Below are 10,715 nucleotides of genomic sequence, written 5' to 3' on the forward strand. Positions count from 1 at the left end.
GCCCCGCTAAACAAGCACATTCGCGCGACGTTCTACGGCGGTGGAGCCGAAGGATACACAGACTATCCCTTCCTGGCCTCCCCGGATTCCGACAAGGCTGCGTGACCAACAAGGGGCCGATCTGTCTGGATTGGCTCTCCGAATGAAGGAGAAGTTTCTATGGCATATAAGAGTACTAATCCTGCGACTGGTGAGACCGTCGCCGAATTTGGTGACCACTCTGATGCGGAAATTCTTGACGCGCTGACTGAGTCACATGCGGTTTACAGATCAGCTTGGTCGCAGGGGCCGATCGGGACGCGACTGGATGTTCTTTCACGACTAGCGGATCTAATCGACGCCAGGTCGGAAGAGTTAGCGAGAGTCGCCGTTCAAGAAATGGGCAAGCGTATCTCTGAGGCGCGATGGGAGGTCACTGAGATTGCAAAGATTGCGCGCCATTTCGCCCACAACGCTACAGAGATGCTTGCCCCGACGAAGTTGGAAACCGATCAAGGGGACGCCTGGATTGAGTTTCATCCCATCGGCGTCGTCGTCGCGATTGAGCCGTGGAATTTCCCCTTTTACCAGCTAATGCGCGTCGCCGCTCCCGCGATAGCGGCAGGCAATCCCGTGCTTGTTAAACCTGCAAGTATAGTACCGCAATGTGCAAAGCTGATCGAAAAACTGATCATCGAGGCCGGCGCTCCAACAGGCGCCTGGAGGACAGTGTTTGCCAACAGCGAACAGGTCGCTACCCTGCTGAAAGATGATCGCGTCCAAGGGGTGACGCTGACCGGCTCAGAGCGTGCGGGCAGCATAGTTGCGGCTGAGGCCGCTCGAAATCTCAAGAAATCGGTGCTGGAACTTGGAGGGTCAGACGTCTTCGCTGTCCTGGACGACGCCGATCTCGAACGCGCGGTTGAAGTCGGCGCGGCATCCCGTCTGTTGGTGGCAGGCCAGGTGTGTATCGCAGCGAAACGCTTTCTGGTGCACGAGAAGATTGCGGATGTGTTCATAGACAAATTGGCGCAGAAGTTCAGCTCGATACGAGTCGGTGATCCGATGGATGAGAACGCCGACCTGGGCCCCCTTTCGTCTGTTGCTGCCCGTGATAGCTTAGCTGCGCAAGTGCGCGAGGCGGTCGCGGCGGGTGCCACAATCCGCCGTGGCGGCAACCCCATCCAAGGGGGCGGAGCCTACTTTGAACCCACCATCCTGACCAATATCACGCGCGACAATCCGGCATACTTCCAGGAGTTCTTTGGCCCAGTCGCACAAGTTTACATCGTGCCGAACGATGACGCGCTCGTCGAGCTTGCAAATGACTCACCCTATGGCCTGGGTGGCTCAGTATTTTCGACCGACATCTCGCGCGCTAAGGCAATTGCATCGCGAATCGAGACCGGCATGGTCTGGATCAACGGGATGACTAGTAGCGCACCCGAGCTGCCGTTTGGCGGGGTGAAACGGTCCGGCTACGGTCGCGAGATGGCCGAAATCGGAATCAAGGAATTTGTTAATCAGAAGCTCGTGGTAGTGGCGGCAGGCGGAGAAAACCGTGACTAGATCTGAAGGAGTATACCCGATGACCAGAAGGAAAATCGCTTTCGTTGCAGGCGCAATTCTCCTTGGCACCTACGCCGCCCCCGTCAATGCTGCTGACTTCCAACTGCATATGCCGAACAAAGGGGCGAACGGCTTCATGGTGTTTGAGCCATTGGTGCTGGAAATTGCACCTAGTGACATTATCACCTTCTTGCCCACCGATAAGTCGCCTAATGCGGAAAGGATCCCCGGCCTTCTTCCCGACGGCTCCTGCTATCGCAACATGACCGCACAACGCAGCTCGCCGCGTCCCTCGGCGGGACTCTTGAACCGGAATCCGCCCTGCGCCGTTTGTTGCTGACGGACAGTCGAGACGCCACCGAATCCGCGCCCTGCGCGGACGAGGCGAATAAAAACCTATGGGACCGTAGGTTGCGAAACTGAACGTCAACTGGACAGACAGCCTGCGTTGGCTGGACACTCGAAATCTATATTCAGCCATACGCAGGGAGGTGGTGACGCTTGTGGTCCAGAGACGCCGGCACTTTTCGTGGTTAGGGAGCAATGCAGCGATGTTTGTGCCGAGACAAAGTGTAGGTTTTGCCTATCTTGCTATAACTGCCACTGGTTGGGCCCTCAATTTCACGTTGATGAAATTCCTGCTTCTTGACTGGCCGCCGCTCTTTTCGCGGGGGCTGGCGGGTCTAATGGGGGCAACCACACTGGCGATGTTCGCTCTGTTTCTCGGAGAATCGCTCGCTCTGCCTCGCCGGCTGGTCGGCCGCATATTGGGAGAAGCGCTCACTAACGTTTTTGCGTGGATGGGTTTCTCGACGCTCGCCTTGCTTTGGCTACCGGTTGGCCAGAACCTTTTGCTCATTTACACGATGCCGATGTGGGCAATGCTTTTGGCATGGCCCATCAACGGTACCAAGCCAACACGTCGAAACGTGCTGTCCTTGACGCTTGGACTGGCCGGTGTGGTTTTGCTGTTCGGTGGCCAGAGCACCGTCTTCAGACTGGAGCAGTTGATGGGCTGTGCGCTGTCGCTGGGCGCGGCGCTGCTGTTTGCGCTCGGAACAGTGCTAAATCGCAAGCCGGTTGCTATGCCCTTTGTGGCGAGGACGGCGTGGCAGGTAGGTTTGGGATGCCTGCCGATGTTGCTTTTGGGCTTAGTCTTTGAGCATCCTCAATTCAGCGCCCTCTCCGCGTCCGGGTTCGGGATAATGATCTACATGGCAACCGTCGCAATGGCCTTGTGTTACGTCACATGGTTTGGTGCGCTCCGCTACCTGGCACCCTCAACGGCTTCCGCAGGCCTACTGTCGGTTCCAGTTCTTGGTATGGTTCTCGCTGCGATGCTGCTCGGCGAGCCGTTTGGGGTACAGCAGGTCGTCGCGCTAGTGCTGACATTAAGTGGTGTCTTTCTTGCCCTACAGTCGGCCCATGTTGAGACCTGACGCTCATTGCCAGAGGCCACACGCTCAAAGCTGCCTGCTCCTCCCGCAGCAAGTCCTTCTTATGAGCTATAGGGTGGCTTCGGTCAGGAAATGCTATCAGCGTTCGCCTCCGTCGTGGCTCTTACGTATGCGTATGCTGACTGCCATGCGACGAAAGCCGAATCTGTGAAAAGGGGTGCGCCACTTTTGGTTTAGCTCCTCCCTCGTCAGGCGCAAGGCGAGCCCAAACTGCGCTCGCGCCGGCTATGCCCTGCCGCTGTCTTTGAGGGCGTGATGGTTTGCTCTGGTCTTGTCTACCTCATGATGCAGTATTGTTGTGCAGTTGCGTCATTATTCTCATGTGGCGGATTTGATGTATATAGCAGACTGGAAGCCATGGTTGGCTCCGAATGGGCTGGGCTTTGCTCCCTCTGCTGAATAGTATGACGCAGAGGTGTGGGGGCTTCGCCACCTCGAGATGACGGCAGCCAATTGAATGCTATAGGGCAGCGCATTTATACTGCATCTGAAAATGCTTGTGCAACTGGGCAACGTCGGAGGGATTATGGAACATGAGCATCTTTCATCGTCGACGCCCGACCGGACCTTCGACGAGAACAACTTGCCGCCTTCGTTTTGTACGCTGCTTGCGGAGCTAGCTGAAGCTGTTGAAGGTCGAAGAGCTGCAGAGGAGGAACTGCGTGAAACGCTAGCCTCGATGATCCAGCACCAGCAGGTGGGCAAATGCGGTAATTTCCGATACAACACGGTGACGGGTGGGATCCGAGGAACTGAGGAAATCTTCAAGATATTTCATTTTCCTCCGGGTACACGTAGTTGCACTGTGGAGGAGTGGCTTGCAAAACTCCATGCGGATGATCGTGATCGTATCGCACGGCAGTTCTTTGACTCGCTGGAGAAACGTGAAGACCTTCGCTTTGAATACCGCATCGTCGTTGGTGCCGGCGAGATGAAATACATCCGTTGTGATGGTGAACCGGATCTCGAACATTCGGGGGACTTGACCTACTTCGGGGTCCTCACCGACGTCACCGAGCAGCGAAAGGCCGAAGAGGCTCAACGTGCCATGGAAGCGGAACTATCAAGCGCTTTGCGCTTGGCCTCGATGGGGGAACTGGCTGGCGCGATCATCCATGAAGTCAATCAGCCTCTGGCGGCCATCGCTGCAAGCGCAGAGGCATGTCGCCGGTGGATGAAGCGGGAGCCGCTGTCGGGAGAGAGAGCTCTTGCTTCCCTGGATCGTGTCATGGAGGAAGCGGATCGCGCAGCGGCCATCATAAACGGTCTAAAGTCGCTCATCCACGATACTATTGTCGAACCGACGCCCTTTGATTTCGGCGCTGCCGTTGCAGAGGTCAGCTCTCTGATCATGGGTGAACTGACGCGGGAGAACGTGATGCTGGTGACTGATTTCGCCCTCGGTCTGCCATCAGCTACGGGCAATCGCGTCCAGATTCAACAGATCGTTATGAATCTCGCCCGAAATGCCGTCGAGGCGATGCGCTCGAGTTCACGACGACGGGTACTCTCTGTTTCCACCGGTTTATGCGAGGGCATGCTGTCGCTTCGCGTCGGTGACAATGGACCGGGCTTCGACCCGCGGGACGCAGAGCACATTTTTTCGCCGCTCTTCACGACGAAAACAAGCGGGATGGGATTGGGACTTTCGATCTCACGGAAAATCGCGATTGCACATGGTGGATTTCTCAAAGCGGAACCAAACGATGAAGGCGGAGCCCTCTTTCACCTGCTTTTGCCTGTCAGGCAGCCGCTATGACGGAAGAGGCCTCATCTGTTCCTGAAGTACAGGTCGGTGTGATCCATATCATTGATGATGATCAAGGATTTCGCTCAGCCCTGGAAGATCTCTTCGCGTCTGTCGGATATGATGTGGCAAGCTATGCCAGTACGCGCGACTTTCTCATCAGCGCGCAGCCTCATCGGCCGGGCTGCCTTATCCTCGATGTCCGTTTGCCCGGAGTAAACGGCCTCGAATTTCAGGAGCAATTGAGGCGTGAGGGATGGACATTGCCTATCATCCTTGTTTCGGGGTTTGGCGATGTGCCAATGAGCGTACGTGGCATGAAAGGGGGGGCATCGGACTTCATTGAAAAGCCATTCCGGGATCAGGACCTGCTGGATGCGGTTGTGCATGCGCTGGAGGAGGGGCGTCGGCGTTTTGTCCAGAACGCCCGTTACCTCGATGCCCAGAACCGCTTCAAAGGGCTCACGGCACGCGAGCGGGACATTATAAAGCTTGTTGTTGAGGGGCGATTAAGCAAGCAGATCGCGCATGAACTTTCCATCAGCGAGGTTACCGTGAAAATCCACCGTGCCTCGGCAATGAAGAAGCTGGGCGCGAGTTCGATTGTTGAGCTTATTCGATTGGCGGAGGCGATCGGTCTCTAATGCAAAGTCCCAGCGTCAATCTTGAGGAACGCAGAACAATTGTCAGCGTCGTGGAGGATGATGCCGCAATGGGCGCGGCCTTGAGGGATCTGCTGAATTCCGCAGGCTGTGAGGCGATTGTCTTTGAACGTGGCGAGAGCTTCATTCGGTCGGGTGCGGCAAGCAACTGCGATGTTATAATCACCGACATCGAGCTTGCGGGTTTTGATGGGTTGCAGATCCTCGGCGCCGAAGCCATTGGGAAGGTCCCCGTAATAGTCATCACCGCCCTGACGGACCACTTTCTCGAAAGGCGGGCAGTCGATCGGGGCTGCTTTGCGTTCCTGCGCAAGCCTTTTGATCCAGCCATCCTACTTGAGCATGTTCGCCAGGCTGCGGCATCACGGTGACCGCGGTCGAAGTTTCCTTGTCTGCTGACCCGTTTGGCAGGTCGAGTCGCGCCAGGCGTGAGATGTTTCATTTGTAATACAAAAGGTCTGACCGGCCTCTATGGCAACGGAAGGTGCCAGTGCTAGAAAAGCTCTGCTGTCCGCATGGCAGTGGTGCCAGAACGCCATCGTGAAGCACGGACGTGCGGGCGCGCCGGGTTAAACCAATAGATTGGCTTTACCATCACGGCTATCAGTCGGGCAACAGTGGCATTGAGACGAAAGTCCCCTTGGATCGCTAGCGAGTTGACAAATCGGAGAGACCATACCGCCCGAAAGCACCGTCCTGATACATGGCACTAAAACGATACTCGCAGCCATTTGCATCATCATGCTGCAGATTATGCCGAGTCACGCTGCAGAGAACCGCCCTGACCGTTCAATCGAGATGGTCAAACGCACGCCGGTTCCGCCAGTCGATAAATCCGTCCCGCTTATCTCCCGCGTCGGTCCGCCCAGTGACGCCACGACACAGGCCTTCCTAGACGCTGGTGCGACGAGCGTCAGGGAGCACAGGCTGTCATCCGAAGAGGAGCGTGCTCTAGCGAGAGCGCTCGCCGGACTACCGTCATTGCACAAGTCAGTCCTGATAAAGCATCTACGCCGTCTCAGCTTTGTCAATGCCCCGTCAAGTTTGGGATCCGCTCTCACGAGCCGGGTAGAGGTAGACGGTGGAGAGTCGCAGTTCGATATTACTTTCAGCTCCGGCCTGTTGAGCGAAAGACTGACGGAGTTCCTCAACAGAAAAGAAAAGAACATTTTTCGTGCAGATGAATCCGGCAACCAGGTGTACATCCACGCAGGAAGAAGCTCAGTCTTTACCTATATCCTGCTCCATGAGACGACGCATGTCGTGGATTTGGTGCTTGGCTCGAGCAGTCAAGGATTTCACGCCTTGCATGAAGGGGTCTGGAAGGATGGAGCCACCAGCCTGGAGGCGCTTTATGATATCAAGCCGCTTCAACGCATCCTTTGGCGCGGCGGCAGGCGACTTCCCTTGGCCGAGGCGCCAGCTGTGTATGAAGCGCTAGGAATGACGCCCTTTGTATCGCTCTATGCTGCGACGGCTGCAGGGGAGGACGTGGCCGAAACCGTGGCATGGTATGAGCTGGCGACACATTACGATCTGGATCTTCGCATCGAGGTCAGAGACAAGCACGACACTCTGTTGATAGCGCTCGAGCCGTTAAAGTCGCCGTTGGTGCGCGCTCGTTTCACCGCGATCAAACAACTGCTGGAGCGGAAAATCAGATGATCGATCTGGCTTCAGCACGTGTCGCGCGTCCTTCAAAGCACCTGTCTTCGCCGATCGGCTACCCGAAAGACGTTTGTCTCACCCTTCACTCCCCGAACCATGCCCCAGAGGGACAATCTAACCTCGAGGGAGCTCAACCTGCTCTGTACAGGGCAAGCCGCGCCACCCGTGCGCAAAGCTGTCGCACTTGCGGGTTTGCGGCAGAAAAGGCCAGCGGCTTGGAGACTGCCCAAAAATGAGGTTTCATCGGTCCGGATCTGCAAGAACGATGGAGTTCGCAATGAACGGGCCCACCAAAGGCTGCGGTGCGGTGTGCTGAAATCACGGGGCGGCGCCACCCCGTGTCTTCATACTCTAGCAGTCAACTTTTCACGAAGGAGAGCAAATCTGGATTGATCACATCCGGGTGGGTGGCGAAAAGACCATGCGACAGGCCAGGATAAACCTTCAGGGTGGCATTCTTCAGCAGCTTGATTGCCTTGTGTGCCGAATTCGCAATCGGCACGATCTGGTCGTCCTCGCCGTGCATCAACAAGACTGGGATAGTCAGGGCTTGCAAGTCATCGGTGAAATCTGTTTCCGAAAAAGCCTTGATGCAGTCGTAGTGCGCTTTGGCGCCACCTGCCATACCCTGGCGCCACCAGTTGTTAATGAGCCCCTGGCTAACAACTGCGCCTTCCCTGTTGAAACCATAAAACGGCCCGGACGGAATATCGAGGAAGAACTGTGCCCTGTTGGCGACGAGCGAGCTCCGGAAACCGTCGAAAACTTCCTGAGGAATACCTTCGGGATTAGCGTCAGACTTCACCATCACAGGGGGAACGGCCCCGATAAGTACCGCCTTTGCGATGCGGCCGGCTTCGGCGCGTGCTGCATATCGCGCCACTTCGCCGCCCCCGGTGGAGTGGCCAATATGAATCGCGTTCTTCAGATCTAGCGCCCGCGCCAACTCCACCACGTCGCTGGCATAGGTGTCCATGTCATTGCCTGTGTCGGTTTGATCCGAACGCCCGTGCCCACGGCGATCATGCGCAATTACGCGGTATCCCTGCTCAAGGAAGTAGAGCATCTGGTTGTCCCAGTCATCGCCAGACAGGGGCCAGCCGTGATGGAAAACGATAGGTTGCGCGTCACGCCGGCCCCAGTCCTTGTAGAAAATGCTGGTGCCGTCTTGGGTCTCGAAACTTGCCATGATGTTGTCTCCATGAGGTTGAGCGGTGAGGTTGCGGGGCAAGACTAGAAGGGAAGCTGCCGCGGCCCCGGTCGCGAGAAGAGTTCGGCGGGTGAGATGAAGGGTCATTTAGGTGCCTCTTTGCACGGTCATAAGCTGCGCGACGGGCTCTCATTGGGAAGCATCAGAAGCGACTAGGGAGGCGTCGCAAAATAGCACCAAGTGCGAATAGTTTTGCCTGGAGCATCACTTTGCGTGAATGGACAACTTGCTCCGTCCGACAGATACTTGATGAGACTATACTGGCTGGCGTCTCCTTCGATTGTGCCGTCAGGTGTACAATCTCTGGTGACCGCGGGTTTCTCAATTATACATCCGTGCTATTCGATCGGGCGAAGGTTTAATCCTGCCCTTAGTTAAGCACCATCCCAGCACCTTCATCCTGCTCATGGTATAGCTGCTCTACGAAAGGGCATAGAAGATCTGCAGGAGCATCGGGGCGACTTCCCGGAAGGCCCGACTGAACGGCAGGTCGCCTCAGCTATAGGCCGTCAGCGATACCAGAGGTGATGCCACCATTTGCGCAAGAATCTACGGCTTCTGAATCAGCGGCTCACAGCCTAGTCTAAGCCGCGTCCCTATATGCTGGCTTCATCTTTGCGAGGCCATCGCGGCATCGGCATCGGCAGATGTCCGTCGGCAGAAGCGGTGCAGGGATGGTCCGCCCTTCCTTGCTCAACTCCTGAGGCGGATAACAGACTCATTTCGAAGATTGTCCTTAAAACCGCCTTCAGCTTCAGCTGCTGGGTCCACCGCCTGCGCGATCTCGTGGAGCGGTTTTTGATCGCATCGATCATAGGGGTGGCTTAACACACGCTACGATCGGCACGCAGACCATTACCTTTCAACACCCAAGTTCGTCGCGGCTAGAACGTGCGTTGCATCAACGATGGCGTCCGCGTCCTGCCACGTCTGTGCCTGTTGACGCTCAGTCGCGACAGGAGGCCGCATGGCAACTGTAGCGCTAACGGGCCCTTTTTGAAATCCGCCGGACACATCACGGGGTGACCGTACCGTTCTAGATATGAGGGAAAACCAGATGGTCAAGTTGATGCAGAAACATGAGGATGGGCCAAGCATTTGTGTGGCCGGCGCGGGAGCGATTGGACTGACCCTCGCCGCTCGACTAATGATGGGCGGATATCAGGTCGGCGTCATCGCGCGGGATGAAGGGGTATCGTTCATCAAGAAGAATGGTCTGCGACTGATCGATCGAGATGGGTGCCATCACTTCAAAGCTACCGTTGGCCTCGCGGCCGATTTCAGCAACGCTGATATCTTGTTCCTTTGCTCGAAGTCTCACGACTTGCCTGAACTCGCACTGTCCATTCAGCACCTCATCACACCACGCACGGTTGCCGTCCCCGTGGTGAATGGCCTGCCTTGGTGGTACTTCGATGGAGAAAACGGCAACTGGAGTGGTGCTCAGTTGCGCTCCGCCGATCCAGATAACGTGTTGAAGAAGATCATACCTTCTCCTCAGGTCATTGGGACCACCACCATCATAACCGCTGAAAGATTAGATCGGGGATCTTCCACGACCTTCAACCCTCTACAAATGACGCTTGGCGAACTGGATGACCGAGTGACGCCGAAACTTGGGGAGGTGATCTCAATTCTTGAGAAAGCCGGTATCGCGACCCGCGTAGCGTCCCGTATAAGGGACGCGGTTTGGACAAAGGTCGTGAGGAATGTGATCTCCAATCCTCTGACGGCAATAACCGGAGCAACGTTGCGAGAAAACTTCGCAGATGAGTTTCTATCAGACATCAGCAGCGAAATGCTCCACGAGCTTCTGCCGGTTATCAAAGCATATGGGGCTTCACTTGAGGTGGATCCAAGTTCAATACTGGACCAGGGCAAAAAGATGGGAGACGTCAAAACCTCCATGCTGCAGGACCTAGAGCGTGGGCAACAGCTGGAATTGGCCACTATCTGCGACGCAGTTATCGAGCTTGCCCAAGCAAAGCATATCTCCACCCCGGTGATTCAGGCCATTAGCAATATCGCCCATTACAGGAACGCCAAGCAACAAAGGATCACCACCAGTGCTGCGGTAATACATCAGGTTACCCCCTATCGTGCTGTAGATGTTCCTGCTTGAAAGGGGTGCCGTCTATTACACCAAATGCCTGCGTCGGCTGTCCATAGAGCGGTGGTGGCCGAGGGTTCCATAGGCTAGTGACGCTGCACTGCTTCAGCTGGATGGCCGGTTTCAAAACTATGTAGCGTGTTGCCGGCAATAAAGGGCTCCGGCAGCACAGGATTACTCGGCGCGCTGACCTGCCACTGAACGTTCATCCGGCGGCGATTAGGCCGGCCATGCCCGTGAGGTGCTCCCGGACTTTGGACCGCCCGGCTGGAGGATTTTCCGGGCTTGAGCTCATGGCGGATGGGATGCGCCG

Annotated in this window: 10 protein-coding genes; 8 read left to right on the forward strand and 2 right to left on the reverse strand. The window is 56.3% G+C overall.

The genetic code is table 11. The annotated features are described in order from the left end of the window. Positions 1 to 159: 159 nt before the first annotated feature. From LXM96_RS21285 to LXM96_RS21315, 7 genes are all read left to right on the forward strand, one after another. On the forward strand, positions 160 to 1,548 hold the full coding sequence (locus tag LXM96_RS21285) for an NAD-dependent succinate-semialdehyde dehydrogenase (protein ID WP_240000560.1): 1,389 nt from the start codon (positions 160 to 162) through the stop codon (positions 1,546 to 1,548). A 19-nt stretch (positions 1,549 to 1,567) separates the two neighbouring features. Beyond that, positions 1,568 to 1,888, forward strand: coding sequence for a cupredoxin domain-containing protein (locus tag LXM96_RS21290; RefSeq protein WP_240000561.1), 321 nt, complete (start codon positions 1,568 to 1,570; stop codon positions 1,886 to 1,888). A 211-nt stretch (positions 1,889 to 2,099) separates the two neighbouring features. Next, on the forward strand, positions 2,100 to 2,987 hold the full coding sequence (locus LXM96_RS21295) for a DMT family transporter (protein WP_240000562.1): 888 nt from the start codon (positions 2,100 to 2,102) through the stop codon (positions 2,985 to 2,987). A 544-nt stretch (positions 2,988 to 3,531) separates the two neighbouring features. Next, complete coding sequence (locus LXM96_RS21300) at positions 3,532 to 4,764, forward strand: sensor histidine kinase (RefSeq protein WP_240000563.1); 1,233 nt, start codon at positions 3,532 to 3,534, stop codon at positions 4,762 to 4,764. Further along, positions 4,761 to 5,396 (forward strand): response regulator transcription factor, encoded by a 636-nt coding sequence (locus LXM96_RS21305; RefSeq protein ID WP_240000564.1) that lies wholly within the window; start codon positions 4,761 to 4,763, stop codon positions 5,394 to 5,396. Before LXM96_RS21300 ends, LXM96_RS21305 begins: the two co-directional genes overlap by 4 nt. Further along, positions 5,396 to 5,785, forward strand: coding sequence for a response regulator (locus tag LXM96_RS21310; protein ID WP_240000565.1), 390 nt, complete (start codon positions 5,396 to 5,398; stop codon positions 5,783 to 5,785). The genes LXM96_RS21305 and LXM96_RS21310 overlap by 1 nt, the downstream gene beginning before the upstream one ends. 610 nt (positions 5,786 to 6,395) lie before the next feature. Then, positions 6,396 to 7,079, forward strand: coding sequence for a hypothetical protein (locus LXM96_RS21315; protein WP_240000566.1), 684 nt, complete (start codon positions 6,396 to 6,398; stop codon positions 7,077 to 7,079). 361 nt (positions 7,080 to 7,440) lie between these two features. Here the strand turns inward: LXM96_RS21315 and LXM96_RS21320 are convergent, their stop codons facing one another. Beyond that, positions 7,441 to 8,271: an alpha/beta fold hydrolase gene (locus tag LXM96_RS21320; protein WP_240000567.1), complete on the reverse strand. Its 831-nt coding sequence runs from the start codon at positions 8,269 to 8,271 to the stop codon at positions 7,441 to 7,443. A 1,078-nt stretch (positions 8,272 to 9,349) separates the two neighbouring features. On the opposite strand from LXM96_RS21320, the gene LXM96_RS21325 reads away from it, so the two are divergent. After that, positions 9,350 to 10,414, forward strand: coding sequence for a ketopantoate reductase family protein (locus LXM96_RS21325; protein WP_240000568.1), 1,065 nt, complete (start codon positions 9,350 to 9,352; stop codon positions 10,412 to 10,414). Positions 10,415 to 10,488: 74 nt separating this feature from the next. Here LXM96_RS21325 and LXM96_RS21330 read toward each other — a convergent pair. Continuing rightward, positions 10,489 to 10,715, reverse strand: a 227-nt coding sequence (locus tag LXM96_RS21330; protein ID WP_240000569.1) for a hypothetical protein, incomplete at its 5' end; no start/stop codon positions are given.

The organism is Rhizobium halophilum, from assembly GCF_021648825.1.
GTDB lineage: Bacteria > Pseudomonadota > Alphaproteobacteria > Rhizobiales > Rhizobiaceae > Neorhizobium > Neorhizobium halophilum.